Below are 26,755 nucleotides of genomic sequence, written 5' to 3'. Positions count from 1 at the left end.
GCCATGCAGCACGCGTTTCAAATCGAGTACTTTCGGGGCGCCAAACCTCAACGGCTCAGTAATGTGGTGCTGTTTTCCCCTTCGCTGCTGCTCATTGAACGTGGCTCAAAAGGGCTGTATTGGCAGGGGCAGCGGGTAGATTTGGGGGCAAAATTGCTGCTGGCTGGCCACAGTCGTCAGCAGCTGACCTTCGAAAACATGCCGCTGGCTCAGGGATTTAAGTCCCAGATGTTGCTCTTTTTCGTTCATCCTGAACCTGAGTTGTTGGCACTGAGCCGGGCGTCAGCAAGCCTGACGCCCTGGTTTGGGCAAACCAAGGGCCTTAAAGCCAGCCTGAGTTTCCTCACCAGCATGGATAAGCAGGCCTTCAGTCTTGATGCTCAGCAGCAGTTTGTATTTGGGCTTTACCAACAGCTGGCAGAGCTTGGGGTGCTGCACTGGATGTTTCCTTCGGGGGAGGTGACAGTGGCGCAGCGGGTGGCCGAGCTTGCGGCCCAGCAGCCTGCCCACAATGCTCTTTTTGCGCTTTGCTGCCAGCGACTTGGTATGAGCCGTGCCACTCTGCTTCGGCATCTTAAAGCAGACCAGCTGCGCTTTCGCGATATAGTCGCCCAAGTGCGGATGAACCATGCGATTTCGCTGATGCAGCGCGGCGAGCGGCAGCTTGAGCACTTAAGCGATGCCTGCGGTTATCAGTCGTTGCCACGTTTTCAGGCTCGCTTTGAAGGCCAATTCGGATTGTCGGTGTCTGAGTACCTGGCGACCTTGTCGTAACGGGCGGCTTTGCCATCGCGAGTCGTCCAGTCATCATTGGTTGTCACAGGCTTGATGCTGAGTACGTTTATCCTCCAGCGCATCTGGTCAAAGCAGCACTAAACAGGTAGCTGATACTATTGAGCCAAACCCGGTGATTGCCTACAATGGCACAGGTTTTATTTACCCAAGATGACGATTATGACCGATACCAAAGTACCGCCAGCCCTGCCAGACCGCCTGTCCATCAACCCACGCAGCCCGCACCATGTAGCTGAAGTGTTTGAGTTTGATGTGGGCATTCGCATCAACGGCAAAGAGCGCAATGACGTTGAAGAATACTGCATCAGCGAAGGCTGGATTAAAGTGGCTTCTCACAAGGCTCTCGACCGCCGCGGCCAGCCACTGCTGATGACCATCAAAGGCGAAGTAGAAGCTTTCTACAAGTAATCTTGCGGCTTTCGCAGACATAAAAACAGGGCAAAGCCCTGTTTTTTTTCATTCTTTAACGTGCGGCAGGACCCAATAGCCAGGAATTGATACCACGGAATTTTCTAACCGAGATACTTGGAAAGATTTTGAGCAAGGTAGTGTTTGAAACGATTATGTACAGCTACAAACCCAGGTATATCAACGGAGTCCGTGTCTTTATTGTCAAAGATCTGGTTACGGATTTTATCATGGGCAGCTCTTACGTGCGCCGCTTCAATTGATAGTGCTTGTTGAAGTTTTTTTACGTCGACATATTCGTTTGTACTCAGCATGGGGGCATGCTTGTCAATCAACTGCTGCATCTCGTATGAAGAAGAGTGAAATGCTTTGCGTTGGTTATCCCAATCCTCTGCAACATCCTTATATCCCGCTTCTGTAAATTGTAGGTAATGCGATAAGCATGTTGTCCTGTTGCGTAAATTTAGATAGCAGCTATAGAATTCAGCTAATTGATGAGAAAAGGCATTCCAGACTTTGAACTTTTCAGTGTAGATATGCTGGCGTTTGTACGTGTTAAGTCCTTCATTGGCTATATACACTGCAATCCCAGCGAATAGCATAGCAATGATATCTTTAAATAAGCCCCATATATCGATACTGAACCCACTTGAACTACCAATCATTTCGCCTACAAAATATGCAACACTGATCATGATGCCAAACGCAAAGTAAGATAAAAATCTGCCCATGTATGCCCCCCTAAGTGATTGAATCTCCATTTTATCATACGTTAGCTTGTAACCACCCCAAGCCAATAGCGGCATCTATGCACAGCAATAGTTTACCGCTTCCACGTTAACTACAGACCACGGAGAGCACTACCACACGGCGCCCTCGCAACGAAAACCGCATTTTTCCTCCCCAGCCTGCGCGGTTTGAATTTTTAGTTTTGAAGTTATGCAGTTTTCCTAGCTGAACAGGTTGTATCATCTTGAAAAATTGGATTATTCTTCATAGTTAATATTTGTCTCAATAGCGAAACCGCGAAGGTGTGACTTTACTGGACTAGCTTATCGGTTTTTTAAGATCTTGACTGGGGGCGGGTGGCCCTTTGTTTATAGAGGCAAATAAAAAGACGTCCGAAGACGTCTTTTGCGCTTTGATGGGGTGTTTACGGGAACGGTTAGGAAGCCGAATAAGAGTGGGGAAGGTCAGCCGACCCTAAAGACAATCTTCAGCGCGTTTCCATTTGGCGAGTGGATTCGCGATGGTTCCGGCCATTTGCAGGCCACTGGCGGGATCTTCAAGATTGAGCATATGCTGGTTATTGGCCATCTGCAGGCGATTCAGACAGGAATGCTCGAATTCATCGGCGAAGAGATCATAGCGGGCAAACTGAGGTGCCAGCTCGGGATGCTGCTGCTGATACCTGTGGCTGCAACGGGCGACTGCCTGCCAGAAGTCCTGGCTTGTCATGCCACAATGGCTGTGAAGTACCGCCGCAACATGGCGGAAAAAGCCATCGAATACATCCACAAACAAGCACAGGGTTTTCATATGATCCGGAATATGGGTTGACACCCGCTGCATAATTTTCGGCAGTTCAACTTCAGGATTCAGTATGCCCACCTCCTCGGCGATATCCTTCATTAATACCCGTGCCGGACGATATCCATCGAGCACCATAATGAGATTTTCACCATGGGGCATGAAAATCATGTCGTGACGATAAAAACAATGCAGGATCGGGGCAAAAAACGCCTCCAGATAGCCGTCAATCCATTCTCGGGCGCTGACTCCTGAACGCTCAATCAAGGCAGCCAGCAGGCTGTTACCCTCATTGTCCAAATGCACCAGAGCTGTCATGGTCATCAGCCGCTCACCCCGAGTGAGTTTGTCCAGTGGGCACTCACGCCAAAGAGCAGAAAACATCTTCTTAAAGCCGTTGTTCTCCTTGATGGCACTTTCATAATAGGGCTGACGATAACCAAGGGCTGCCACTTCTTTCAGTATGGTAAAGCCCCGGGCCTGCAACTCGCTATCGCCATGAACCAAATCCGCCACCCAATCGTTAATGGCTGGGGTGGCTTCCATATAATAGGGCGACAAACCGCGCATAAAGCCCATGTTGAGGATTGAAAGGGCTGTTTTTACGTAGCGTTTTTGCGGTGAGCTGATATTGAACATGGTGCGAATGGATTGCTGGGCCAGATATTCATCCTCACTGCTGCCCAAAAGCACCATTTTACGGGTGGCGATTTCAGCGGCAAATGCCATGCTCAGCTTGTTCTGCCACTGCCAGGGATGGGCTGGCATAAACCAATAGTCGGCTTCATCGAGCCCGAGTTCGGTTAACCTTACTCTGAACTGCCCATAGAGGGCTTCACCCAGCTCCTCCTGAATAAGCTGCTGATATTCCAGCTCTCTGGATATCGACAGTGCAGCCCTGCTCTTATGCACGGCAAGCCACACCAGCGCGAAAGGCGAGGCCACTTCCGGAGCATAATTGAGGTAATCGTCGGCCCCAAAGCCGATGCGGCCGTTGTTGGCGACAAAGCAGGGGTGCCCCTCTGTCATGGCGCCCTCAAGGGTTTGGAAGTCGGCATCGGCAAGTTGCAATGCCGAGGGGGCTTCGCGGTCGTGCTTAAAGGCGCTGCCATAGAGAGTACTGCTGATCTCATCCAGATATATCGGCAAAACCGAATCCTTAAGCTTAAGCGCCGTCTTGAACTCCAACATAAAACCAAGGGCATCCAAAGGCAGTTGCTCACCAGCTTGTTCTTTTACAATGGAGTCCGCATCGATTTGCCAGTGTTCGAGCTCCAACACCTGCGCCTTAAAGCGGTAGCAAATTTCACCGTTATCGCTGAGCACCCGATACTCGCCGTCCCCCAGGGGCTCTGGTGTCAGCAGCCTTTCATGGGAAAATTCTGCCAGCGCCTTTCGTACCAGCAAACGGTTGACCTTTTGCCAGACTTCTGGGCTTAGATGGTCGCACTGGCTGATGGCTGGCAAGGTTTTTGAAATCGTCATTGTTACTTCTCCAGGGTAAAAAATGTACTGCGGTCGCAAAATGCCAACGCCGCAGTTTTGTATGAAAGAGATACAGTGCCGTGATAGACAAAGCCTGCGTCACGGTTAATGGGATGGATTTTTTGATTGTTTACATCGGGTTCCACCACGATGCGTTTATTGGCGGGGGCAGTGAATAAAAACGCCTGAATACACTTCATCACCGCACGGGTAAAGCCACTCAGAGGCGCCCCCTGTGCAGGCCCCACAAGGAAGTGCATTCCCACATCGCCCTCCTGCACCTGATATTGGCTGCCAAGCTCATCATGAGCGGGATCGTAGGTTTCCAGCAGGAAGCTGGGCCGCCCCTCAAATAACCCCATGAAAGGCGCACTGTGGCGTGAATCCAGTTGCTGCTGATAGGTGTCCTGCACCTGCTGCAAAGTGCATGTCTGCATGCCCCAAAAGCTGGCTCTGGGTGCTGTAAGCCACTGATGTAACTGGGCAACATCCTGATCCAGGGACAAGGGGCGAATACTGAAGCTTCCCATTCCCGGGGCTTGATGCTTGAAATGCCTCTTTGCTCCGGTCGGGACAAATGAATGTGACAACACATCAGGAAGTGGCATCTATGGCTCTCCTTTGTTGATTGTCGACAAACAAGGGATAACAAATCAGGGTTAGCAGCAAACCGCCTGCGGCCACTATAAAGGGGAACGCCAATCCTTTAATCGCGACGAAAACCCCTGCACCGTAGTAAGAAAGAAGCACTCCAACATTCTGAAAAATATTAATTTTCGCGTAGTCAGCGGCATAGGCTTCCGGGGCGCTTGATGCAAATAGCAAGGCATCGAGCTTGACCGTTAGCTGAAATGAAGCCCAGCCAAACATCAGCCTGCCCATGATGACCCAGGATGGCTCACCACTTGCCTGCAACAGGAGGCCTCCAATCGCCAGCGGCAGGCAAAAATACACATGGCTGCCCCATTCCCCGTAAAGGCGGTTGGTTACCAGTGCCACCAGTGCCACAAAGGCAGGAATGGCGTAGATAAACGAAGCCAATTGCAGGTTGTCGCCGGTCTCAAGTTGCTGCCAATACTCCACAAAAAAGGGCACCACCTGATATTCGCTGAAATAAAACAGCAGCATCAAAACGCCCAATCCATAGATGCGCCTGCTGCCGGTGCTAACCCTTGATATGGGCTCTGGTTGCTCACTTTGGGCCTCATGATGGCTTACTGTGGCCGCCGCCCCCTTATCCAGGCCAGCCCACAGCAGGTAGGCACACACCAGTATTTGCAGCAGATCCCCAATAGCCATCAGCAAAAAGGCATATTTAAGCGGCCAATACACCAGCGCCATGCCGCCGAGCAAGGCGCCGGCGATATGGCCAAAGTGCACCACAATAGAAAGCACACCTATGGTGTGGGCATGCTCGGCCTCGGTTACCCGCTCCATCAAGAAGGGATAAACCAGTAAGTAGCTGGCCTTGAACACAATCATCACCAGGGACAACAGCCAGAACAGCCAAAGTTGCTGAGCCCACACGGTGGCCACACAAAAGGTCATGGCACCCAGTTGAGTCCAGATAAGCAATTGCAGGGTGCCTTGTCGGCGCGCCAGTTTGGCCCACAGTGGCAGTGCCAGCATAGCCACCAGACATATTGCCGCCGTATAGCTGCCAACATGCTCAGGGCTGTCGATGCCGAAGCGCTCGGCAAAGTACTGGGGATAAAAAGGCAGCAGCATGCTGTCGGCCACCACGGCTACCGCTGTAATGCCAATCAGGTAGAACTTCAGGCCCATAACTTCTCCTGCACCGCAGCAGGGAATGGCTGCAGTTGAGAATGGGACACAGAGGGGGCGCACTCCGGCGAAGGTCCAAAGGTCTGGAAGGCGATTTTCTCCTCTACCGGATAGGGCGCATAACCAAGAATTTCCCGTAAAATAATGGAGTTGCGGTAACAGGCCATGGTCAGATCCGGCGCAGCCAGACCGTGGGTATGCAGCTCGGCATTCTGCACATAGATATGTTGGTCTTTATCAATGCTGTAGTTGCGGGCAACCGCGAGTCGGCCCGCAGCGTCCCGCAATAATCTGTGCTGCAGTGGCTTAAGGAACCCGGGTTCCTGATAGCCATAGCCGCTGGCAATCACAAGTCCCTGAGTTAACTGCTGCCAACTCTCGCCACTCTCATTGTGCTTGAGCGACAGTCGGTAACCTTGTCCCTGAGTACTGACCGCGACCAGACTGGTGTTGGTCACTAATTGTGACGGCACTTCACCTTCCAGCCCCTGACGGTATAACTCATCATAGATATGGTTGATCTGACTTCGGTTTATCCCCTTGTATAGACACCTTTGCTGTTGCAGCAGCTTGTCACGCTCCGCCATTGGCAGGGCATGAAAATAGTCCACATAATCCGGGGAGGTCATTTCCAGGGTCAGTTTGGTGTATTCCAGCGGGAAAAAGCGCTCGCTGCGGGTGATCCAATCCACCCGGTTACCGCTGTCTGCAGCATGTTTCAGCAGGTCGAAATAGATTTCAGCCGCACTCTGACCACTGCCAATCAGGGTGACATGCTTCATGGCTCTGAGCCTGTCTCTGTGCTGTAAATACTGGCTGCTGTGCAGTACAGACACATCTTTGCAGCATGCTGGCAGCACCGGCTGGGTACCCGTTCCCAATACCAGTTTACGGCACAGGTAATCACGCTCTTTACCGCAGGCGCTGACAGTGGCAACTCGGTAGAGTCGCTGCTCCTCCAGGTAAGTCACTTCACTCACTCGCTCATTAAACCTTAGATTACTCAATTGGTTAGCCACCCACTGGCAGTAGAGGTTGTATTCCTTTCGCAGCAGGAAGAAATCTTCCTTGATGTAAAAGGCATACAGGCGGCCCATGGCTTTGGCATAGCTCAAAAAACTGTATGGACTGGTGGGATCGGCCAGGGTGACCAGGTCGGCGATAAAAGAAGTTTGCATGGTGGCACCTTCCAACATCATGCCGGGGTGCCAGTCAAAACCTGCTGCCTGATCGATAAACAGGCTGTCGACCCCTTCCAGGGGTTCGCTGAGGGCCGCAAGGCCCAGATTGAAAGGGCCGAGACCAATGCCAATCAGGTCATAGATTCGGGTACTCATAAATAGCTCCTGCTCAGGGTGAACGTAAAATTTGGCGACCTCAGGGTCGTCCTTTTGTTATGAAAGCCATTTCAAGTTAATGATAATAGTTATCATTACAAGCTAATTTACAATTGGCTTTTTCAGACCCTACTGACAAACAGGTACAGATTTTGATGCTTTAAGTTTTTGTTTTTACAGGTATTGATATTTGTGGGGCCCTGCACATCAACAGAGCCGCACAGCCGTGGACGCTGGCAGGCACACCCTGTTTTAAGCCAAGGAGAGTTGGCCGTATCGGGAAAGCTGGTGGGTAAAAAATGACAGGAACGACCCAAGGGCAAACCTGGGTCGATTTAAGCCTGTGTCAGTGACTAAGGAAGGCGCGGATTGGGCTCGGGCGAGGGCTCTTGCCCACAGCTGGGGCGTGGGGATGAAAGCAGCGGACATGAAGCGCATTTGGCTGCGCCATGCAAACGGTATTCAAGGCAACAGCTTTGGCGTCTTAACGCCAGATCACCTTCGGGGGTTGCCACCAGGCTAATCTGTCCGGGCCAATCGAGGGCGCGGAGCCATGACTGGAGTGCCTGATTGACAGTAGGCCCTGGGTCAAAATCAGGGCTGCAACCCTGCGGGGATTGATGGTACTGTCGCAGTAGTGCGGTGGCCAGATTGTCGGCAGCAAGCCGCTGCGCCAAAGAGGCGCGAATACCAAAAACCTGAGACGCCTGAGAGTAAAGCAAATAAATACTCTCTTTCAGCCAGCCAACAAGCGCAGCATCCGGGCCCACAGGCCCAGACCTTTGCAAACAAGATATCGGGATCCTGGGCAGCTTAACGGGTTGGCTCAAACCAAACCCCCACTCCTGAGGCGGCGCTGCAAACCAGAGCCCCTGCAAATCATCAATGCCTCGAAAATCCCGGGCAAGAACCAGTGTCAGATAAATGGGCTGCCAGCAGAGCAAGTCCCAACTGCGGGCCAGCCAGAAGGCGGCCGGCGCAGCGGGATACGTTTGCTTGACCCAAAGGTGCAGGGCTTCAATGGCCTGCCGATTGTCGGCATCGGGATACACAGCCCCGCAAGGCGGTGTATCCCGGCCATTAAGAGTGGAATGAAACTGCAGGGCCGCAGCATATATACCCGGCCTTAAATCCAGTGGCGCAGGGGCTGTGCTCAGAGGTCAACCTCAAGACCCAGCTCGATACTGCGCTCGGCACCCATCCAGCAGTTGTTTTCGCCACTGCATGCGCCCACATAGCGCTCGTCGGCAAGGTTGCTGACTGTGAGCCCCAAACGGTAGCTGTCGCCCAGACGCCAGGAGGCGGCGACATCCACCAGGGTATAGCCGGGCACTGTGCCGGTATTATGGTCATCCAGCATACTGTCACCCACATGGCGAACGCCTGCGCTCAGATCCAGACTATCTGTGACATAAAAAGTGGCCCACAGCGACGCCTGCTTGTCGGCGACCCACTCGGGTGTCATACCGACCAGAGAAGGATCCAGCTGATTTTCTGTAAACTCAACATCCTGCTGGTTGTAGCTGCCGTCCAGCGACATAAAGTCACCAATACGGGTACGGAATGCAAACTCAAAGCCACGGGAGTTCAGCTCGCCAGCCTGGGTGTATTGCATCCAATCGGGGGTATTAACCACCAGATCCTGCTGGGTGATATCGAACAGTGCCAGGGTCATCTGGGTGTTGCCATCATCGCTGGCGTACTTAAGGCCGGTTTCCCACTGGCTGGCGGTGGTGGGTTTGAATACCTCGCCGCTGATGCTGTCCAGACCTGTGGTTGGCTCATAGGACTCGGCATAACTCACATAGGGTGAAATACCATTGTTGAAGCGGTAGATAGCGGCAATTCGGCCGGTCAGCTCATTTTGATCTGTCTTGGCTTCTTCATAGCCGCCTTCGCCCAAATACAGCTTGGTGGCAGCATCTGTGCTGTCATAGCTGTCGTGACGCAGGTTGGCCAGTATGGTCAGCGAGCCCCAGCTGATTTCGTCCTGCACATAAAAACCGAGCTGACGCTGCTTGATATCATGGCGTTCGGTATAGGTACTTACAGGCAACAATGCCGGGTTCATCAGATGGTGATCCGGTGCGCCCAAATCAATGGCAGGGGTATCGGCTCCCAGAGTGTCGCCATAGTCAATATCGGAATCCTGATATTGATAGTCGATACCAAACAACAGCTTATGCTCCAGCGCACCTGTGCTGACTGTCCAGGCCAGCTGGTTGTCCACTGCCAGGCCCTCGATGGCTTCATCGGTGAAATAGGCATTGCGTGCCAGCAGGCGATCGCCATCGGTCAGCCCGGTATTATAGGTATTGCGCTGCAATCCCTCGCCCTTGGTATAGCGCAGGTTCTGCAGGAAGCTGAGGTTGTCGGAAAACTCGTGGTTGAATTTATAACCCGCCAGCAGCATATCTCTGTCCATCTTGCCCCAGCTGCGGTCGCCGGCGTAGGCATCGGCATCCAGCTTGCCGTAACTGGCATCAACCAGGGTGCCCACAGAGGGCAGCGGCGTGGATGGGATCATCGAAGGATCTTGCTGATAATACAGATTCAGATTCAAGCTGGTGCGCTCGGCCAGACGCCAGGTGACCGACGGCGCCACAAACCAGCGCTGTTCTTCGGTGGTTTCCATCTGGCCATCGCGCTGACGGCCGAGGGCAACAATACGGTAGTCGACATTGTCGGAAGCCACGCCATTATGGTCTACGCCAAGTTCCAGTAGCTGGTTGGTGCCCACCCGGGTACGCAGTTGTGTCTGTTGGCTGCCAAGCGGCTGTTTGGCCACCTGGTTCACCATACCGCCCGGAGGTGCTGAGCCATACAGCACCGAAGTGGGGCCTTTAAGCACTTCAATGCTGTCGGTGGCAAAGGCGTCTACCTGGGGCACCAGGTTCCACAGACCGTTATATTGCAATGGCAGGCCATCGTAATAGTTACGATAGCTCTGGAAACCACGAATGGTGTATTGATCAAAAATGGTGGTGGTAGGACGGCTTTCCGGTGTAACACCGGCCACATAGCGCAGCGCCTCGTTGACGCTGTCGGCCTGGCGCAGTTTCAGCAAATCAGCGTCATAGACTTCATAACTCATGGGTGACTCAATAGGACTTAAGCGGGATTTACTGCCCGTGGTTCTGTATCCCTGTGAGTAAATCACCAGCCGCTCAATATCAGCCTGAGCTGTATCCGGAGTTTGCTCCGCGTAAACGGTACCCGAGGTGAAAAGGGCCAGCGATATTGCCGACCAAAGTAAACTCTGTGTTCCTTTCATTGCAGCTCCAATGTTTTATCTCCCAATAAACGAGAGCGGTAAAAACTGGCTGCATACTAAATGATAACGCTTATCATTTAAATAATTTGGAATGTAAAGATTGGAACAAGTCCTGAAATGGACCGGGAGGCGCCAGGTTCAAAGCGATCAACCGGATTTATCGCCGGATGCTGGCATTCCAGATACTCCAATCTTTTGGAGCCAAGCTTGGGAAGGTGCGAACAAGTTATCGCACAGCTCTGGCGATGACAGCGACGACAGTTCAAGGCATTCAACTGAAGGCATGGCTGGGCGCCCCCGCCGTCATGGTGAAGTTGAATAACGCCGACATGATGTTGCTGTCAAAGCCTCGTAGGGCGTGGCTTACAGCAGTATCTGCCGCGTTACCTGCTTTTGAAATCAAAGAGGTGCGAAGGACTAAGGCCATTCACTGCGATCTGTACCTTGCATCTATCCGTTGTAAACTCACGCAGAGCAAGCTGGGGGCTTATGCGCACCTTCCCTGGGGCTTTATTCAAGCAAAGTATCTGGCAGAGACCAACTGGTCGAGAAAACCTGGTTATGCCATGTTTGCACTGAAATCCAGACTCTATCTTCTTTGGTTAATGTTTTCGGTGACAATGCGTGAACGTGAAGTCCATGTCTGCTGCCGTGCAAAATGCCGAGCTCATGCTGCTGGAATTCGGCAAGTGTCAGCGGTTGCGGCCCAATGTTGACAAATGCCTGACGGATATCCCGAACATCGCCTTTGCTGAGTGTAAAGAAAAAATCCTTCACATAATCGCCGTGATGTACGTAGGGTCTATCCAAATCCAATGGCATGGGGATGAGGGTAAATTCGCCTGCTTGGCGGGCATCCCAGGAGGGCGGAAAAGATGGCGTCAATGATTGATACAGAAACCAGCCTGGCAGAACCAGCAGCAGACCATTTAGTTTGTATTTATACCTGTGCCATAGGGAGCGTTTAGTTTGCATAAATTGCCTCCGTTGACTCTGGTTTTCTGACTGATTTAACGACACGGCTTCCCCACATCATAAAGCCGGTAATTGACATGCCGCAGATCAACAACCCGAAAACAAACCAGATAATTTTGGTCCAGATCCCGCCAAAGGTGCCAAAATGCAGTGGGTCCGCAATGTGGCTCAGAGTTTGAAGGGGAGTCATAGTTTCAGGGGATTGTTTATGGCTGACGTCGCCTGTCCAGGGGTTAATGCTCACACTGTAGGAATAGCCATCAAAAAAGAGTTCACCCCCGCCGCCACTTAAGTGGTACATGTCCCGCGTATGTTCCGGCAATGCAACATATTTTGGCTGAAATTGAGGGAAGTGCTGATAAGCAAGCTGCATGGCGTCAGCCAGATTGATGGCGGGGGATTGCTTCTGCGAAGGAAGCTTGGCAGCGGCAACCAAGGGGGCATGGGGCTCAATTTCAACTTCTGCATGCCATAGCACCGCTTGGATGAGATACCACAGACCTGTGAGGCTCATAATCATAAGGAACCAGATAGACCATACCCCTGCCAAGCGATGAAAGTCGCCCAATATGGTCTTCTTACCTTGATGAAACCGCAGTTTCGGCTGGGTAAAGCTGCGCCAGAAATTTTTGTATATCACCAGGCCGGTGATCAGCGCTCCCAGCATCACAATAGCCATGGCAGAGACTATGTAGTAGCCAATGCTGTAGTTGGCATGCCAGGGAAACAGCAGCCATCCGTGTAAGCTGCGCATGAAATCAATGAAAGAGAGTCCAAGATTAAGCTCTTGAATTTCGCCGGTATATTGATTGACGTATGCAATGGCCTGGGGCTTGTCGTGATCGGTAAAAACGACCGCCGTGACCAGATATGGTTCGAACACCAGCACATTTGTCACATCGGCTGTGGGGTATGCATAGTTAACTGCGTCTACCAGTTCGGCTATCGGCTTTGCCGGGAGATTATCCGGATTTGATGCCCGCGCCTCAGGGTTGGTCAGCCAGGTCAATTCATGACTTACCACGGCAATGGTTCCCGTTATGCATACAAAGGTGAATACCAACCAGACTGGCAACGAAAACCAACCATGCAACTGGAACCAGAATCTATTACTCACCTTCGCCATCCGACGTGCCTATGTTAGCCTCAAAGCTCGTCATGTTAGTGGTAATGGTAATCGTTATCAAATAAGTGGGCGGAATTTACATTGGCATTTGCTAATGGTGCAGGGGGCGCAGCGTAACTCGGCATCTGTATGCGAAAAGGTGCTTTAGTTGAACACCAATAAGCGCCTCTGCAATCGATTTGCCTGAGTCAGCGACTGTATGACTTCCACGACAGAGCAACTTCCGCGATAGAGCAACTTGCAGAGTATGGCAATGACGTGGCTACACTTGCCTTTAATTTAATCGTTTGATTTCTTTTAGATTAATTTGGCTGAATGATTTTGCGCTTGGCTGCCCAGGCACTATAAACACTTTGGGCTGGAAGACCAACTGGTGTACCAGGGGCCAAGGATGTGGTGAGATGCTCTGAGGTTTTTAGACACTAAGTCATTGATTTACATGAATTTAAAGCAATAAAAAAGACGTCCGAAGACGTCTTTTTTATTTTAGGTTTGGTGGAGGCGGCGGGACTTGAACCCGCGTCCGAAAAACCTACGCTCAAGGCGCTACATGCTTAGTCTCTCTTTTATTTAACCGCTCGAACTCCGAAAGACAGGATTTCTAACGGTGAGCCTGGAACTGTTTCGCGGTTCACCCCCAGACAAGGTTCCCTCGCTAGCACTATGTAAGGTGACCATCAAATCCACTGCCCATGTGCGAGACCTGTGGTAGATGGCTGGCGCTAATTAAGCAGCCAGAGCGTAGTTATCGTCGTTTGCAACTATAACTTTGCGGCTTTTTACGAGGCCAACCGCCCCTCGGCATGCTCCCGGAGTTTCGCGAATCCCGTCGAATCCAGAATCGCCCCCAAGAAACTTGATTGTACTCCCATGCTGCCCTGAATTCCAAGGCATAATTTGGCAGCGACAACCAACTGCCTGTTTTCCGTTCGAAAACAGGCAGCTTATTTGTTCTTCATCACCCGGGCTTTTTCAATGTCCCAATCGCGCTGCTTGATGTCATCGCGCTTGTCGTGGGCTTTTTTACCTTTACCCAGACCAATCTCTACCTTTACCCAGGCGCCTTTGCGCCAGTACATGGAGATGGGCACGATGGCATAGCCCTGACGCTCTACCAAACCGGCCAGCCGGTCGAGCTCGCGGCGGTTAAGCAGCAGCTTGCGCGGGCGGGTAGGGTCGCATACCACGTGAGTGGAGGCGGCGTGCAGTGGGGTGATATGGCAGTGGTGCAGGAAGGCTTCACCGTTTTTCAGCATCACGTAGCTTTCAGAGATGTTGATTTTTCCGGCGCGGATAGACTTCACTTCCCATCCCATCAGGGATAGGCCTGCCTCGAATTTTTCATCGAATTTGTATTCGAAGGTCGCGCGCTTATTGCGGGCGATCGTGGCCGGCTGGGCGGCCTTTTTGGAGTTTTTCTTTACCATAGGCGGGCTATTATAACGTGGGGTGGCCAATTTGGAATTGACCGCTCAAGAATATTTAGCTGTTTTGCCAAGCAGATGTTTTTGTTGGTGAGTTTTTGTACTGGGTGACGGCTGCCATCTTTTGGATAAGCCGTGTTACAATCCGGCCCCAACAGTATTTCCAAACGATGATTTCAAGCGAATGCCCAAGGTGTCCCGAAGCGTGCTGGTGCGATTCAGTGCCCAGCAAATGTACGATCTGGTCAATGATGTCGAGTCCTACAAGGAGTTCCTGCCCGGCTGTGTGGGCGGCAAGGTGATTTCTTTTGATGGCCAAACCATGGTGGCTTCGGTGGATGTGAGCAAAGCAGGCATTGCCCGCACCTTTACCACCCGTAATCAGGTGGTACCGGGTAAGCATATTGCGCTGGTGCTGGAAAATGGTCCCTTTAAACACCTGCAGGGCGAATGGCGCTTTACTGAGCTTGCAGAGGATGCCTGCAAGGTGGATTTTGAACTGGATTTTGAGTTCTCAAGTGGTCTGGCTGATTTCGCGTTTGGCAAAGTATTCAAAGAGTTGGTTTCATCCATGGTGACGGCGTTTACCAGTCGGGCGAAGGTGGTGTATGGCCAGTGATACTGAAAAATTTGGCGTAGATGTGATTTACGCCTTGCCGGAGCGGCAAAAAATTGTGCATGTGATGATTGCGCCTGGCACCAGCTTTATCGAGGCGGTGCGCCAGAGCAATATTGCCAGTTTCTTTCCTGATCTCGAGCTCGACAAGGTCAAGCTTGGCAGTTTCAGCCGTTTGGTGAAGCACGATGATGAAGTGCTTCCCGGTAACCGTATCGAGATTTACCGGCCGCTGATTGCCGATCCTAAGGATGTTCGCCGCCTGCGGGCTGAAAAAGCCAAAGAAGAAGGGCGCGCCAATAAGATAACCGGCGCCAAGCTGTAACCGGCTAGCCGTACCAAAACAAAAAAGCGCCCATGGGCGCTTTTTTGTTGGCTGTCGTCTTCGGGCAAGCGCTTAGAACTTGCGGATAGCCTTGGGATCGTTTTGGCCTTCTTCAACCAGTGGCTTGCTGTCGCCGCGCTGCTCGGGTACCAGCGGCTGGTCGTCACCGGCGGTAACGGTTGGCAACTTGCTTTGCTCAAGCGGTGTATTGAACTCAGCTGACAGCTCGTAATCGCCGCTCACTTTAGCGAGACGATTGTTTTCAAAATGCAGCACCAGCTCTTTGTGGATGATGCTGGCATCGCGACCACTCTTGAAGTGGTACACATAATACCAAGTGTCATCGGCGAAGCTGTCTCTGAGTACCGGACGGCCCAGCACGTATTCCGCCTGCTCCTTGGTCATCTCAACACGCAGCTTTTCTACCTGTTGAGGCTCCATGTAGTTGCCCTGCGGGATGTCAGGCTTGTACACCAGCCAATCGAAAACACTGCAGCCAGACAGAGATAATGAGAGGGCTGCGGCCCCCAGCAGGGTGAGACTATGCTTCTTAATCAACATCGTGTGTGCTTATTCCTTAAAAACTGCGGCTCATCATACCCAAGGGCAGGCCAGACTGACAAGGGCAGCAGCCCAAAAGGCGTCAGCTGCAGCATTTTGACCACGCCTTCTGCGCAAGGTTCAGCGGTTTTTCTCTACCTTGGTTTACTATGATGTCAATCAAAGGTATGAAAGCCAGAACTCTGCTGAGAGGGCACATCAGCGCAGCTTGATGAATTTCAACAATATCAGTCGGATAAACTTTACAGAATGGCGTGTCAAAATTGCTCCAACATATTGCATTGCTGCCAGAAAGTTATAAGAATGTGACTTTTAGACGAGTTGTCGGAGCAGTAATTGGCTAGCTTGGTGTGTGTAGGAACAGGCATTGGTCTGGCGGGGCAAATCAGCGTGAGGGCCAAAAGCCATATAGAACATGCAGATATCGTTTTCAGCCTGATGCCCGATGGCTTTGCTCAGCGCTACCTTGAAGGGCTCAATGCCAATGTGGTCAATCTGCAGCAGTTTTATGCCCAGGGCGATGAAATAAAGAGTCGTCGCCTGACGTACGAGCAGATGACCCAAGCCATGGTTGAAGCTGCCCAGAGTGGCAAGAGAGTGGTAGGGGCCTTTTATGGTCACCCCGGCGTCTTTGCCTGTGTGCCCCATATGGCGATCCGCCGCTGCAAGGAGGCGGGTATCGAGGCCTGGATGGAGCCTGGTATTTCGGCCGAAGATTGTTTGTGGGCGGATTTGGGCATAGACCCGGCGCAGAGTGGTCATCAGAGCTTTGAAGCCAGCCAGTTTATGTTTTTTCGCCATCAGCCAGACCCCTGTTGTCACTTACTGCTGTGGCAAATTGCTCTGGCGGGGGAAAACACCCTGACCCGGTTTCACACCAGCCGCGACCGACTGCAGGTATTGGTGAAACAGCTCAGCCAGTGGTATCCACTTGAACACGAGATTATTTTGTATGAAGCGGCATTTTTGCCTGTTCATCAGCCACGGATTAGCAGGCTGGCGCTGAAAGACTTGCCGGACGCTGAGATGAACCCGGCCACTACCTTATTGGTGCCACCGGCACGAAAGCTTGAGCATAACCTCGAAGTGCTGGCCATGCTGGGGCTGACTCCTGCAGATCTGGCGTAAGTTGGCAGCATGGCCAACTAAGTATTCGCGATGCAGCAATCGCAATAAGGGTACAAAACCGAGATAGCCAATACATTCAGATACAGCGGCAAAAGCCGAGGGGCCAAGAAGCCAAGAGAAAAGACCCAACAACAACCCATAACAATGAGTGGAGAATAGGATGACAACACTGAACGAGTTTTTAAAGCAATTGGGCGAAGATGCCGCGCTGCTGGAAGCCTACAAAAAAGACCCTGAAGGGGTGATGCGTGCCAATGGCCTCAGTGAAGATGAAATTCAGGCGGTGATGACGGGTGATAAAAGCAAACTCAGGTCTCTCGGTGGGGATGAAGAGTACCAGACGTTTGTGGTCGTTAACCACGGCAATGATGCCTGACATTTGATGCGCTACGTTCTGATTAGCAGCCTTTTAGCCTTATCCCTGTCTTGGGGTGAGGCTTTTGGCATGACAGTAGATGAGTCTTTAGCTCAAATCGAAGAGTCACTCAGAACCTCGCCTGAAACTGCAATCAAGGAACTGAGGCTGTTAGATAAAGGAAATTTGTCGGAACAGCAGCAGTTAAAGTACGCGACCTTAGTCGGTATCTATCATATTTTTACTGCCGACTATCAGACCGCTCAAAAATCCCTGGAGGAAGTCTTACCCCAAATCACCAGTACACCGGAAAGAGTGAAAGTTCTGGGTTACCTGGCAACGGTAAGGCTAATTCTCAAGCAATTCCCCGAATCGATGCAGGCTATTAGTGACATGCTGTCACAGATTAGCTCCATCAACGACAAAGACATTCAGCGCAACGCTTATATCCGCCTGGCCAGTCTCTACTATCAAATGAGTTTGTTTGAGCAAGTAGGCGTTTACGCTGAGAAAGCGCTGAACCTGGCGCCTGATGATGCCGTCACCGACATCTGTTATTCCTACCTGTATATCGCAGCCTCGCTGATGGAAGCGGGAAAAATAACCAGAGCGGTTAGCGCCTTTGATGAGACTCGCGATTACTGTGAGACCAACAAACTTCCTCTTATCGCTACCATGGCCACCAAAGGGTTGGGCTGGACCTATCTGCGTGATAATCAGGTCAAAAAAGCAATAGCTCCCCTTCAGCAGGCCCTCGATAAATATAAAGAATTTGGTTTCGAGCTTGAAATTGCCAGCACCCAGAGCTTACTGGCGCAAGCTTATCTGGAAGCCGGTGAATGGAATAACGCCGGGGCAGCTGCTGATGAGGCGATTGATAACGCTGCTGCAGATGACTCGTCGCTCCGGGGGGCCTGGAAGGTGCTTGCGGCTGTGCATGCCCGTCGTGGCGACTTTAGAGGTGCCTTTGAAGCACAACAAAAAGAAGCGGAATATTCCACCCGTCTGATTGATGAAACCAAGGCGCGGGAGATGGCCTATCAGGCGGCTAAGTTCAACTTTGAAGAGCAGCGGCGGGAAATTTCCTTGCTGAACAGTGAACGGGACGGTTATCTGGTGCGTCAGGAAACCATTTCCCGTGAGCATTCGGGCTCGCTGATGGCGTCCACAGTGCTGCTGGGGATGTGCCTGTTTTTATCGCTGTTTCTTGCAGCGGGTTTGTCACAGCGGAATCGCTTTATGCGGCTCGCGCAGCGGGATGGATTAACCGGTGCCTTCAACCGCGCTACCGGGCAGGAGAAAGGTGAGAATGCCCTGGTGCGCTGCATGGCTCGAGGCGAAGATGCGGCTATGATCCTGATGGATCTGGATAAGTTTAAGTCCATCAACGATGAATGCGGTCATGCCACCGGCGATTGGGCCCTGAAAAAGGTGGTCGAAGTCATTCGCCCAGAGCTTAAGGGCGAGCACATCCTGTGCCGTTTTGGCGGTGAGGAATTTATGATAGTGCTGCCGGGCTGCAGCGGGCAGGAAGCTGCCGAGATTGCCGAAGCCTGCCGTCGCGCGATCGCCAACGTCGACACCCATTACTCTGGTAACCGCTTTATTCTGAACGCGAGTTTTGGGGTGACCAGCCTGGATGAGCGGGATTTAAGTCTCGACCCCATGTTGCGACGGGCCGATAAGTCTCTTTATTGCGCCAAACACCTGGGGCGCAACATGGTAGTGTGGGATCAGGAGCGTTATCCGCCGGTTAGTGCAGGCGCTGAGGCGAGCCTTACAGCTGACGAGCCAAAGGTTCAAAGCGCTTCTGACTGCGCTGGTCCCGCTCAGGGAAGTATTCCGCAAACCGGCCCAGTTACTGCCGAGGCGAATAGCGCCAGTGCCACCAATGGCACAACAGTGGCGACTTCTGGCGACAAACCCACTGCCGTTGCCAACTAAGTCTGTGGCTCAAGCAGCAGGCAATTGCCAGCACTCATATTGGCCCCCTTAGCTGACAAGAATCGCTTGCAAGAATTACTGACAAGCATAGCTGCCACCAATCGCAGATTCGGACCTTTCCCCGCGCCTGACGTCTTTCCCGTTTACCGCTACAAGCCTTATCCCAATCCGCCTGTTACTCGATAGCGCCGCTTTGTCGTGATTTGCTCATTGGGTAGGGATTTCCCACACCTTAGCTCCATCGGTGCTGTTGCTTGTCGGCTCGTGTCAGATCTTCCCTGAGCGCACTAACAGATGCTGTCATGGCTATGCCGTTTTGAGTGGTGCTGTTGATCTGCAAACTTACCCAGAACGCTATTACTGAACGCGCTCAACAGCCGCTGCTGAAGTGGCCCTTGTCTCCTATGGAATGTACCTGTGCCAGCGGTAGCGCCCCTTACTTGCTGAAGGACTCATGCCCTGACGTGATCGGCCCTCTACACCATTTCGTCCTGGCGGCTCGACACTGGATTTCTATAAAACAGCTCAAACTGCGAGCTCAAAGCAACTGCTTAAGCTTAGAGCTCAATGGGTCAGCGCCACCTGACAAGTGGACCGAATAACTTAGCGTGTCAGTCCGACTAATTCAGATTGTTGTTCAGATGGTTGTTCAGATGGTTGTTCAGATGGTTGTTCAGATGGTTGTTCAGATGGTTGTTCAGATGGTTGTTCAGATGGTTGCGGTGCTTCGATGTGCAGCCGAATGTTGAAAAGGCCACTAATTGAGTGCAAGGCAAGGCCCGATTGAATGTTATCGTCGGTAATTCGCTATTTTTTGCAAAAAAATTTAAAAATTTTGAATTTTTTTCGCCCTGAACCAATTGTTACTTGCTTGTTGATCTGGCGACGAAAGGGCTGTGGCGGATCACTGTCAAACCTCTCTTGATTACCTTTACGTAAACGTAATATTAAAACGCTTGTTTGAATCTGGTGTTTTCTGTGTTTGGGCTAAAGTTTTGAAATTAATGCAAATTAAACCTTTACGCGCCCTGCGGTTCAAAACAAAAAGCCGTGCTTAGACCAAAGTCAAATTACACAACTCATGTTCACAAATAATTACTGTTGGGAATTTAATTACGTAATTAATTACTTTGTCGGCTTATTGGTTATTTGGTAAGACAAATTTCTGTGGCTAGCGATAGTTACAATTTAAATGAGGAATTAATTTACTTAATAACAAATGCTTGTGTGTTATTTTCGTTCTTGGTCTTACCAATTTCATAAGCTGTTTCAGGCTGTTTTTTAGACGTTTCGCTAAGTTTTGGACTGTTGCATTTACAAATGTTTGTCGCTAGTTTTTGGTCTGAAACGAACATTTGGCGGTTTTTTGAAGCCGTGTAATGGATGGGCAGGACAAGCTCCTTCCTGATGCGACGACAAACTGCGACAGCCGGGGACAACGACAATGACAGAGCAAATTTTGGATAACGCACAGATAACAAAAGGACTGGAAATTACCGGTCATCCGGTTCAGGGCCAGGACGAGATATTCACCGAGGGTGCGCTGGCATTACTCGACAGCCTGTGCCGCCAGTTTGCTGCAGATGTGGATGGTTTGCTGGAAAAACGCCAGCAGCGCCAGGTCCGTATAGACAAAGGCGAGCTGCCAGACTTCTTACCCGAAACCCGTGCCATTCGCGATGGTAAGTGGTCTATCCGTGGTATTCCAGAAGACTTGCAAGACCGCCGGGTTGAAATCACCGGCCCTGTGGATCGCAAGATGATCATCAATGCGCTCAACGCCAACGTGAAAGTATTTATGGCCGACTTTGAAGACTCACTGGCTCCCAGCTGGGAAAAAGTGGTCACCGGTCAGATTAACCTGCGTGATGCAGTGCGGGGCACCATTGAGTACACGGCGCCTGAAACCGGTAAGCAGTATCGTCTCAACGATAACCCTGCGGTGTTGATTGCCCGGGTGCGCGGCCTGCACCTGAAAGAAAAGCATGTACAGTTCAATGGCGCCGCAGTGCCAGGTGCGTTGGTGGATTTTGCCCTCTATTTCTACCACAACTACCGTCAGTTGCTGGCCAAGGGCAGCGGTCCTTACTTCTACGTGCCCAAGCTTGAGAGCCATCTCGAAGCGCGTTGGTGGGCCAAGGTGTTTGCCTTTACTGAAGAGCGATTCTGCCTGCAGCCCGGCACCATCAAGTGCACCTGCCTGATTGAGACCCTGCCTGCGGTGTTCGAAATGGATGAAATCCTCTATGAACTGCGCTCGAACATTGTCGCGCTCAATTGTGGCCGCTGGGACTATATCTTCAGCTATATCAAAACGTTGAAAAATCATCCTGACAGAGTGCTGCCAGACCGTCAGCAGGTGACCATGGATAAGCCATTCCTCAGTGCCTACTCGCGATTGCTGGTTAAAACCTGCCACAAGCGCGGTGCACTGGCCATGGGCGGCATGGCGGCCTTTATCCCCGCCAAGGACGCCGAAGCCAATCGTCTGGTGCTGGAACGGGTGTGCCGCGATAAGGAGCTCGAAGCCCGCAACGGTCATGACGGCACCTGGGTGGCGCATCCGGGGCTGGCAGACACTGCCATGTCGATATTCAACCAGTACATTGGTGATGACCATTGCAACCAGCTGCACATTACCCGTGATGTGGATGCGCCCATCCTGGCGAGTGAGCTGTTACACCCCTGCGAAGGTGAGCGCACCGAGCATGGTATGCGCCTCAATATCCGTATCGCACTGCAATACATAGAGGCGTGGATCAGCGGCAACGGCTGCGTGCCCATCTACGGCCTGATGGAAGATGCTGCCACGGCGGAAATATCCCGTGCCTCCATCTGGCAGTGGATCCGCCACGGCAAGAGCCTGTCCAACGGCAAGCCGGTAACCAAGGCACTGTTCCGCGAGATGTTGGTTGAGGAGCTGGCCAATGTCAAAGAAGAAGTGGGCAGTGAGCGCTTTACCCATGGCAAGTTCACCCAGGCCGCCGTGTTGCTGGAAGAAATCACCACCAGCGACGAAATGGTGGAGTTTCTCACTCTGCCTGGCTACGAGCTGCTGACCAAACAAGAACACTGATTATTCACTGAAAACACTGAACATCTTACCCGTCACCCGAGTGGCGGGCAGACCCTAACACCCCAAAGGAGAGTCACCATGAGCAAGTACATCAGCCGCCAGGAACAAATCGACGCACTGAAAAAAGACTGGGCCGAAAACCCACGTTGGAAAGGCGTTCGCCGCCCATATACCGCCGAGGAAGTGGTGTCACTGCGTGGATCATTCGTGCCTGAAAACACCGTGGCTCAGCGCGGTGCTGAAAAGCTGTGGGAACTGGTGAACGGCGGTGCCAAGAAAGGCTATGTAAACTCACTGGGCGCCCTGACCGGTGGTCAGGCGGTGCAGCAGGCCAAAGCCGGTATCGAAGCCATTTATCTGTCTGGCTGGCAGGTTGCTGCCGACGCCAACCTGGCTGGCACCATGTATCCAGACCAATCACTGTACCCAGCCAACTCAGTGCCTGCTGTTGTGGGTCGTATCAACAACTCGTTCCGCCGCGCCGACCAGATCCAATGGAGTAACGGTGTGGGTCCGGAAGATGACAAGTTTGTTGATTACTTTCTGCCAATCGTGGCCGATGCCGAAGCCGGCTTTGGCGGCGTGCTCAACGCCTACGAACTGATGAAGGGCATGATTGAAGCGGGCGCTGCCGGTGTGCACTTTGAAGATCAGCTGGCCTCAGTGAAGAAGTGTGGCCACATGGGCGGTAAGGTACTGGTTCCAACTCAGGAAGCGGTACAGAAGCTGGTTGCAGCCCGTCTGGCGGCCGACGTGTCTGCCGTGCCTACCCTGGTGATTGCCCGTACCGACGCCAATGCGGCCGATTTGCTGACCTCTGACTGCGACCCATACGATGGCGACTTCATCACCGGCGAGCGCACCAGCGAAGGCTTCTATCGTGTCCGTGCCGGTCTGGATCAGGCCATTGCCCGTGGTCTGGCATATGCGCCATACGCCGACCTTATCTGGTGTGAAACTGCCAAGCCAGATCTGGAAGAAGCCCGCCGTTTCGCCGAGGCCATCCATGCCAAGTACCCCGATCAGCTGCTGGCTTACAACTGCTCACCTTCTTTCAACTGGAAGAAGAACCTGGACGACGCCACCATCGCCAAGTTCCAACAAGAGCTGTCTGACATGGGCTACAAGTACCAGTTCATCACCCTGGCCGGTATCCACAATATGTGGTTCAACATGTTCGACCTGGCGTACGACTACGCTCGCGGCGAAGGCATGAAGCACTATGTTGAGAAGGTACAGGAAGCCGAGTTTGCCGCAGCCAGCAAGGGTTACACCTTCGTGGCGCACCAGCAGGAAGTGGGCACCGGCTACTTCGACAAGATGACCAATATTATTCAGGGCGGTGAGTCTTCTGTGACCGCGCTGACCGGCTCCACCGAGGAGGATCAGTTCCACTGATTTTTTGTTGTCCCACAGCCTTGCTGTGTTTTACTCCGCGCGGTGTTCCTACGCGCCGCGCGGAGCTTTTCCAGTGAAGAGACTTCCCACCCTTTTACTGTTGTTTCAAACCACGTTGCTTGTGTTTTCGCGGCCTTCCATGGGCCGCCTTTTTTTGCCTGTGAGGCGGCGCGCGGCGTAATTTTGACCTGATGTGCAAAAGTTGACGCACTTGTATCGCCTAAGGGGCAAATCCCTGTCTATAATCGAAAAACAGTGTATTTAATGTGATTTTATCTTGAAGAGCATTGCCAACGAACCCAAAGGGGTAGATTACTGGACCAAGCGGATCAGCGAGCAGGAAATGCCAGCGCTGTGCTCAACGGTCAAAACCCTGGAAAAATTGGCCAAGGACGATGTGTCCTCCATGGCCATACTCGGGCGCAGTGTAATGCACGACAATGCGCTCACTTCCCGTATTTTGCGGGTTGCCAACAGTGCCACCTACAACAAGGGCATCAGCCAGGTCACCACAGTCAGCCGCGCCGCAGTGGTGCTGGGCTTTGATACCATCCGTAATATCTGCATTACCGCCAAACTGCTCTCAAGCCTGCTGGAAAACAAAAATCTCACCCCAGGTGTGTACCAAAGGCTTTTGAAACTGATGGCGCGCTCGTTTCAGGCCGCCATGCTTGCCAGAATGATGCTGGCAGGCCACGACGAAGAAATGCAGGAAGAAGCCTTTATTGCCGCGCTCCTGTATCACCTGGGTGAGAGTGCCTTTTGGAGTATGGGCGGACCACTGGCCAATGAGCTGGATAGGGCGCTGGAGGGCGTTGAAGATCCTGTGACACTGCTTGGCCTGGTCAGAGAGCATTTGGGCACCAGCTTTGGTCAGCTCACTCAGGGGATTGCCCGTAACTGGGGCCTTGGCGAAGTGCTGATGAAGTCGCTTAATAACCCCGATGAACGCACTCCGGAGATCCGCGCGATTTTTGTGGCCAACAAGTTGTCGCAGGAGTTGTCTGAAACCTATCCGGACCATGCCGAGCTTGAGAAACGGGTACGCCAGGCGGCCGAAATGATGGGGCTTAAGCCAGAAGAGTTCAAACACAGAGCCATCCAGTGCGCCAACGCTACCCACAAGCTGGCCGAAGCCTATGGCGCCAAGGTGTTGGTGGATTACCTGCCCAAGCCTGAGCGGCTGCTTGAGTCGCAGGAAAGTCTCAGTGCCGGTCGTTGGCGCGAGGCTGATGTGGGTATTCAGCTCAAAAAACTCAAAGAGCTAACCGGTTTTGCCGTCAGCAAGGCCGATATCAATCAGGTGATGCAGACTACTCTTGAGGGCATTTTACATGGGGTAGGGGTAGACTCCTGCGCCGTGCTGTTGCTGTCGCCAAGCCGCAAGATGTTGCAGCCACGGATTGTGCTGGGTGAAAACAGCGAAACCATCAAGCGCGAGTTCGTGGTGGATATTACCGAGCCCGATCATCTGTTCCGCCAGGCAGTGGATTTAAAGCAGCCGATGTGGATAGACTCGCCCGACTCACCCCGCTGGCGTCTGAACATCGATGAGCAGCTCAGAAAGCGGCTTGCCAAGCACGGTTTTATGTTGGCGCCCATGATAGTGGACAGCAAGGTGATTGGTATCTTCTACGCCGACCGGGGGATTTCCGGCCGCAGTTTTGGTGAAGAAGAATTCGATAACTTCACCCATTTCACCCAACTGGCCAATGTGTGTTTTTCGGTGTCCGTTAGGCACTGATGCTCTTTCCGCAACTAAAAAAGCACCTTCTCAGGTGCTTTTTTAGTTGGAATTTTCGTTGAGCACTCAGCGGCCTGGCTGGCTTTTCTCAAATGCCATAATGGTTTGAGTAACCTCTTTTGCCACCTCATTGGGTACCGGGAAGCTTAAATGGTATTGCAGTACCTGCCAGCCTTTAGCGGTTTTCACCATGGCACCTGTGCCTCTGGATGTGCCGTACTTGTCGTTGTATAGGATTTCATCGAACAGCAGAGTATCGCCGTGTTCGATAAAGTGGCGTGATTTGGGCTGATAGTCCCACCCCTTGGTGGGCGTGGCGTAGCGGCGAAACTCGTCCATATTCCAGCGCTCTTCGACGGCGGTGCCAATAAACACAGCATTGTCGGTATAGATGGCGAAATACGCGGGCCAGTCGGCTTTGGCGGCATGGCTGTGTAAGGCATCCAGTACGGCACCTGCCTCAGACTCGTCAGTCGCCATGGCGAAGGGGGAAAGCAGTAGGGCTGCGATAAGAAGCGATTTGTTTATCATGATGTTATCTATTAGGGCTTCGGATTTTTGCCACCATATCATTGCCATCCGGCGGGATCCAGCCGGTAGTATGTGGCCAGTTCGCGGTACAGTGCCGGGTGCAGCGCGGCAAAATCCCTGGCCTTGGTAAAGAAAACTTCGGTGATCACCGCGAAAAACTCCGCAGGCTCGGTGGCGCCATAGTAGTCGAACAGGCTCTGCTCGCCCCATTCAGCGGCGCGGCAGAGGGCGTCGTATTCCTTTTGCATCACCTCGGACCAACGGCGGTAGCGCTCGCGGCTTGGCAGTGGCGGCGCGCCATCGGCGCGGCCATCTTCCTGATCCAGCTGATGGGCAAATTCATGCATCACCACGTTAAAACCATCGAACGGATGGGCGCAGTCTTCTTCGATATCTTTCCACGACAGCAGTACCTGCCCCTGACTCCAGGACTCGCCTGACAGCAGCGCATGGCGCTCCCACACCACACCGGCAGCATCCTTTTCGGTGCGGTCCACGTAGAAGGCATTGGGATAGATAAGAATTTGCCGTAGACCCGGGTAAAAGTCGGTGTCGCGATTGAGCAGCAGCAAACAGGCCTGGGCGGCCACAGTGACTCTCACCTCGTCGGTGATTTCGAAGCCATTGCAGCCGATAAACTGCTTTTCGCCCAGGAAAATCAGTATCTTTCTGCGAAGCTCCTGCTGCAGATGATCCGGCAGTCTGCCGTAGGCAAACACTCTGCGTTTCAGCATGGCACGCCAAGGCGCGGGGAAGGTGGTGTCGGCAAGTTGCTGCCGGCGATATTGGGCGCGCCTTGGGCCTGATGCTATCCAAAGGATGGCGCCAAGGCCCATTAAGGTCACAATAATCAGCGCTGTCATGGCATTCCTGTGGTGTTTTTTTCAGGAATGGGGTCAGTCGGCCGGGAAATCAAGGGCAGGGGGGCGGGCGATAAT

General features: G+C 52.4%; 23 protein-coding genes and 1 other RNA gene. 10 read left to right on the top strand and 14 right to left on the bottom strand.

The window, feature by feature from the left end; all coding sequences use genetic code 11:
• Nucleotides 1-3 precede the first annotated feature (3 nt).
• Nucleotides 4-774: a helix-turn-helix domain-containing protein gene (locus tag MJ923_RS14215; protein ID WP_240591668.1), complete on the top strand. Its 771-nt coding sequence runs from the start codon at nucleotides 4-6 to the stop codon at nucleotides 772-774.
• Between the two features lie 180 nt (nucleotides 775-954).
• Nucleotides 955-1,203 carry a DUF3297 family protein gene (locus MJ923_RS14210; protein ID WP_240591667.1) on the top strand — a complete coding sequence of 83 codons (249 nt, stop codon included), beginning with the start codon at nucleotides 955-957 and terminating at the stop codon, nucleotides 1,201-1,203.
• A gap of 104 nt (nucleotides 1,204-1,307) precedes the next feature.
• Here the strand turns inward: MJ923_RS14210 and MJ923_RS14205 are convergent, their stop codons facing one another.
• The 11 genes from MJ923_RS14205 to smpB form a co-directional block, all read right to left on the bottom strand.
• Entirely contained in the window at nucleotides 1,308-1,934 is a 627-nt protein-coding gene (locus MJ923_RS14205) for a hypothetical protein (protein WP_240591666.1), read from the bottom strand.
• A gap of 472 nt (nucleotides 1,935-2,406) precedes the next feature.
• Nucleotides 2,407-4,218 carry an IucA/IucC family protein gene (locus MJ923_RS14200; RefSeq protein WP_240591665.1) on the bottom strand — a complete coding sequence of 604 codons (1,812 nt, stop codon included), beginning with the start codon at nucleotides 4,216-4,218 and terminating at the stop codon, nucleotides 2,407-2,409.
• 2 nt (nucleotides 4,219-4,220) lie between these two features.
• The gene (locus MJ923_RS14195) at nucleotides 4,221-4,748 is read right to left on the bottom strand and encodes a GNAT family N-acetyltransferase (RefSeq protein WP_240591664.1); all 528 of its coding nucleotides are present in this window, start codon (nucleotides 4,746-4,748) and stop codon (nucleotides 4,221-4,223) included.
• 64 nt (nucleotides 4,749-4,812) lie between these two features.
• Complete coding sequence (locus tag MJ923_RS14190; RefSeq protein ID WP_240591663.1) at nucleotides 4,813-6,003, bottom strand: MFS transporter; 1,191 nt, start codon at nucleotides 6,001-6,003, stop codon at nucleotides 4,813-4,815.
• Entirely contained in the window at nucleotides 5,994-7,340 is a 1,347-nt protein-coding gene (locus tag MJ923_RS14185; protein ID WP_240591662.1) for a lysine N(6)-hydroxylase/L-ornithine N(5)-oxygenase family protein, read from the bottom strand. The genes MJ923_RS14190 and MJ923_RS14185 overlap by 10 nt, the downstream gene beginning before the upstream one ends.
• A 353-nt stretch (nucleotides 7,341-7,693) precedes the next feature.
• Complete coding sequence (locus MJ923_RS20895) at nucleotides 7,694-7,855, bottom strand: (2Fe-2S)-binding protein (protein WP_420854491.1); 162 nt, start codon at nucleotides 7,853-7,855, stop codon at nucleotides 7,694-7,696.
• 638 nt (nucleotides 7,856-8,493) lie between these two features.
• On the bottom strand, nucleotides 8,494-10,614 hold the full coding sequence (locus MJ923_RS14180; RefSeq protein ID WP_240591661.1) for a TonB-dependent siderophore receptor: 2,121 nt from the start codon (nucleotides 10,612-10,614) through the stop codon (nucleotides 8,494-8,496).
• A 510-nt stretch (nucleotides 10,615-11,124) separates the two neighbouring features.
• A complete protein-coding gene (locus tag MJ923_RS14175; protein WP_240591660.1) occupies nucleotides 11,125-11,589 on the bottom strand; it encodes a hypothetical protein in 465 nt (154 codons plus the stop codon).
• The gene (locus MJ923_RS14170) at nucleotides 11,579-12,715 is read right to left on the bottom strand and encodes a PepSY-associated TM helix domain-containing protein (RefSeq protein ID WP_240591659.1); all 1,137 of its coding nucleotides are present in this window, start codon (nucleotides 12,713-12,715) and stop codon (nucleotides 11,579-11,581) included. The genes MJ923_RS14175 and MJ923_RS14170 overlap by 11 nt, the downstream gene beginning before the upstream one ends.
• Before the next feature lie 493 nt (nucleotides 12,716-13,208).
• Nucleotides 13,209-13,564: a transfer-messenger RNA gene (gene ssrA / locus MJ923_RS14165) on the bottom strand.
• 95 nt (nucleotides 13,565-13,659) lie between these two features.
• Nucleotides 13,660-14,142: an SsrA-binding protein SmpB gene (gene smpB / locus MJ923_RS14160; RefSeq protein ID WP_011760500.1), complete on the bottom strand. Its 483-nt coding sequence runs from the start codon at nucleotides 14,140-14,142 to the stop codon at nucleotides 13,660-13,662.
• A 181-nt stretch (nucleotides 14,143-14,323) separates the two neighbouring features.
• On the opposite strand from smpB, the gene MJ923_RS14155 reads away from it, so the two are divergent.
• Nucleotides 14,324-14,758: an SRPBCC family protein gene (locus MJ923_RS14155; RefSeq protein ID WP_240591658.1), complete on the top strand. Its 435-nt coding sequence runs from the start codon at nucleotides 14,324-14,326 to the stop codon at nucleotides 14,756-14,758.
• Nucleotides 14,748-15,080 (top strand): RnfH family protein, encoded by a 333-nt coding sequence (locus MJ923_RS14150; RefSeq protein WP_240591657.1) that lies wholly within the window; start codon nucleotides 14,748-14,750, stop codon nucleotides 15,078-15,080. Before MJ923_RS14155 ends, MJ923_RS14150 begins: the two co-directional genes overlap by 11 nt.
• A gap of 72 nt (nucleotides 15,081-15,152) precedes the next feature.
• On the opposite strand, the gene MJ923_RS14145 is transcribed toward MJ923_RS14150, so the two are convergent.
• Complete coding sequence (locus MJ923_RS14145) at nucleotides 15,153-15,641, bottom strand: outer membrane protein assembly factor BamE (protein WP_240591656.1); 489 nt, start codon at nucleotides 15,639-15,641, stop codon at nucleotides 15,153-15,155.
• A 336-nt stretch (nucleotides 15,642-15,977) separates the two neighbouring features.
• On the opposite strand from MJ923_RS14145, the gene MJ923_RS14140 reads away from it, so the two are divergent.
• The 6 genes from MJ923_RS14140 (at nucleotide 15,978) to MJ923_RS14115 (ending at nucleotide 25,286) form a co-directional block, all read left to right on the top strand.
• Nucleotides 15,978-16,769, top strand: a complete 792-nt coding sequence (locus MJ923_RS14140) for an SAM-dependent methyltransferase (protein ID WP_240591655.1) — start codon at nucleotides 15,978-15,980, stop codon at nucleotides 16,767-16,769.
• A gap of 160 nt (nucleotides 16,770-16,929) precedes the next feature.
• Nucleotides 16,930-17,145, top strand: a complete 216-nt coding sequence (locus MJ923_RS14135; protein ID WP_126167548.1) for a hypothetical protein — start codon at nucleotides 16,930-16,932, stop codon at nucleotides 17,143-17,145.
• Nucleotides 17,146-17,214: 69 nt separating this feature from the next.
• The gene (locus tag MJ923_RS14130; RefSeq protein WP_240591654.1) at nucleotides 17,215-19,068 is read left to right on the top strand and encodes a tetratricopeptide repeat-containing diguanylate cyclase; all 1,854 of its coding nucleotides are present in this window, start codon (nucleotides 17,215-17,217) and stop codon (nucleotides 19,066-19,068) included.
• Nucleotides 19,069-20,512: 1,444 nt separating this feature from the next.
• Nucleotides 20,513-22,144 (top strand): malate synthase A, encoded by a 1,632-nt coding sequence (gene aceB, locus MJ923_RS14125; protein ID WP_240591653.1) that lies wholly within the window; start codon nucleotides 20,513-20,515, stop codon nucleotides 22,142-22,144.
• Between the two features lie 78 nt (nucleotides 22,145-22,222).
• Nucleotides 22,223-23,542 (top strand): isocitrate lyase, encoded by a 1,320-nt coding sequence (gene aceA, locus MJ923_RS14120; protein WP_126167545.1) that lies wholly within the window; start codon nucleotides 22,223-22,225, stop codon nucleotides 23,540-23,542.
• 277 nt (nucleotides 23,543-23,819) lie between these two features.
• Nucleotides 23,820-25,286, top strand: a complete 1,467-nt coding sequence (locus tag MJ923_RS14115) for an HDOD domain-containing protein (protein ID WP_126167544.1) — start codon at nucleotides 23,820-23,822, stop codon at nucleotides 25,284-25,286.
• A 66-nt stretch (nucleotides 25,287-25,352) separates the two neighbouring features.
• On the opposite strand, the gene MJ923_RS14110 is transcribed toward MJ923_RS14115, so the two are convergent.
• Nucleotides 25,353-25,817, bottom strand: coding sequence for a nuclear transport factor 2 family protein (locus MJ923_RS14110; protein ID WP_240591652.1), 465 nt, complete (start codon nucleotides 25,815-25,817; stop codon nucleotides 25,353-25,355).
• Between the two features lie 38 nt (nucleotides 25,818-25,855).
• Entirely contained in the window at nucleotides 25,856-26,680 is an 825-nt protein-coding gene (locus MJ923_RS14105; protein ID WP_240591651.1) for a M90 family metallopeptidase, read from the bottom strand.
• Nucleotides 26,681-26,755 lie beyond the last annotated feature (75 nt).

The sequence above is a fragment of the Shewanella zhuhaiensis genome (genome assembly GCF_022484835.1).
GTDB lineage: Bacteria > Pseudomonadota > Gammaproteobacteria > Enterobacterales > Shewanellaceae > Shewanella > Shewanella khirikhana.
Note: the sequence above shows the minus strand (reverse complement) of the source record. Positions and strands in the feature narration are given on the sequence as shown.

Excerpts from the sequence above, each read along its gene's own strand:
- MJ923_RS14215 (WP_240591668.1), top strand. The coding sequence starts at position 4 with ATGCAGCACGCGTTTCAAATCGAGTACTTTCGGGGCGCCAAACCTCAA.
- MJ923_RS14210 (WP_240591667.1), top strand. The coding sequence starts at position 955 with ATGACCGATACCAAAGTACCGCCAGCCCTGCCAGACCGCCTGTCCATC.
- MJ923_RS14205 (WP_240591666.1), bottom strand. The coding sequence starts at position 1,934 with ATGGGCAGATTTTTATCTTACTTTGCGTTTGGCATCATGATCAGTGTT.
- MJ923_RS14200 (WP_240591665.1), bottom strand. The coding sequence starts at position 4,218 with ATGACGATTTCAAAAACCTTGCCAGCCATCAGCCAGTGCGACCATCTA.
- MJ923_RS14195 (WP_240591664.1), bottom strand. The coding sequence starts at position 4,748 with ATGGGAAGCTTCAGTATTCGCCCCTTGTCCCTGGATCAGGATGTTGCC.
- MJ923_RS14190 (WP_240591663.1), bottom strand. The coding sequence starts at position 6,003 with ATGGGCCTGAAGTTCTACCTGATTGGCATTACAGCGGTAGCCGTGGTG.
- MJ923_RS14185 (WP_240591662.1), bottom strand. The coding sequence starts at position 7,340 with ATGAGTACCCGAATCTATGACCTGATTGGCATTGGTCTCGGCCCTTTC.
- MJ923_RS14180 (WP_240591661.1), bottom strand. The coding sequence starts at position 10,614 with ATGAAAGGAACACAGAGTTTACTTTGGTCGGCAATATCGCTGGCCCTT.
- MJ923_RS14175 (WP_240591660.1), bottom strand. The coding sequence starts at position 11,589 with ATGCAAACTAAACGCTCCCTATGGCACAGGTATAAATACAAACTAAAT.
- MJ923_RS14170 (WP_240591659.1), bottom strand. The coding sequence starts at position 12,715 with ATGGCGAAGGTGAGTAATAGATTCTGGTTCCAGTTGCATGGTTGGTTT.
- smpB (WP_011760500.1), bottom strand. The coding sequence starts at position 14,142 with ATGGTAAAGAAAAACTCCAAAAAGGCCGCCCAGCCGGCCACGATCGCC.
- MJ923_RS14155 (WP_240591658.1), top strand. The coding sequence starts at position 14,324 with ATGCCCAAGGTGTCCCGAAGCGTGCTGGTGCGATTCAGTGCCCAGCAA.
- MJ923_RS14150 (WP_240591657.1), top strand. The coding sequence starts at position 14,748 with ATGGCCAGTGATACTGAAAAATTTGGCGTAGATGTGATTTACGCCTTG.
- MJ923_RS14145 (WP_240591656.1), bottom strand. The coding sequence starts at position 15,641 with ATGTTGATTAAGAAGCATAGTCTCACCCTGCTGGGGGCCGCAGCCCTC.
- MJ923_RS14135 (WP_126167548.1), top strand. The coding sequence starts at position 16,930 with ATGACAACACTGAACGAGTTTTTAAAGCAATTGGGCGAAGATGCCGCG.
- MJ923_RS14130 (WP_240591654.1), top strand. The coding sequence starts at position 17,215 with ATGACAGTAGATGAGTCTTTAGCTCAAATCGAAGAGTCACTCAGAACC.
- aceB (WP_240591653.1), top strand. The coding sequence starts at position 20,513 with ATGACAGAGCAAATTTTGGATAACGCACAGATAACAAAAGGACTGGAA.
- aceA (WP_126167545.1), top strand. The coding sequence starts at position 22,223 with ATGAGCAAGTACATCAGCCGCCAGGAACAAATCGACGCACTGAAAAAA.
- MJ923_RS14110 (WP_240591652.1), bottom strand. The coding sequence starts at position 25,817 with ATGATAAACAAATCGCTTCTTATCGCAGCCCTACTGCTTTCCCCCTTC.
- MJ923_RS14105 (WP_240591651.1), bottom strand. The coding sequence starts at position 26,680 with ATGACAGCGCTGATTATTGTGACCTTAATGGGCCTTGGCGCCATCCTT.